Source organism: Stenotrophomonas sp. Steno-Z4, assembly GCF_056393145.1.
Map to the genome: position 1 here is coordinate 1 of NZ_JBWJPC010000021.1, position 445 is coordinate 445.

At 57.5% G+C, this 445-nt stretch carries 1 protein-coding gene; it reads right to left on the bottom strand.

Annotated features, from left to right (window positions below):
* On the bottom strand, positions 1-195 hold a 195-nt coding region (locus tag AC06E7_RS19085), incomplete at its 3' end, for a flagellin N-terminal helical domain-containing protein (RefSeq protein ID WP_478064629.1).
* Between the last annotated feature and the right edge of the window lie 250 nt (positions 196-445).

Genomic DNA, 445 nt, shown 5'->3' on the forward strand with positions numbered 1-445 from the left:
CACCGCAACGTCCAGGCCGCGGATCTGGGTGCTGAAACGCTCGGAAATCGCGAGGCCGGCGGCGTCGTCCTTGGCGCTGTTGATGCGCAGGCCCGAGGACAGGCGCTGGATCGTCGTGGCCAGGCTGGAGCCGCTGGTCGACAGGTTGCGCTGGGCGTTGAGCGACATCACGTTGGTGTTGATGACTTGTGCCATTTTCTTGCTCCTGGTGGCGATGATGTCGCCGGGTGATAGAGGTGTTTCTCCCGTATGGGAGCGCCAAGCGATGTCGATCTGCCGTGGCTGAAATCAATAACGACCCAATGTCAAGAAGCTTTAATCAATGGATAGGGAAAAACGCTGAATTCGTCACATTTCATCATCGCCAGTTCCAACAAAAAACCCCGCTTTCGCGGGGTTTTTGTGACGCGTGCTTGTGCGGGATCAGCCGTTCAGCAGGCTCATG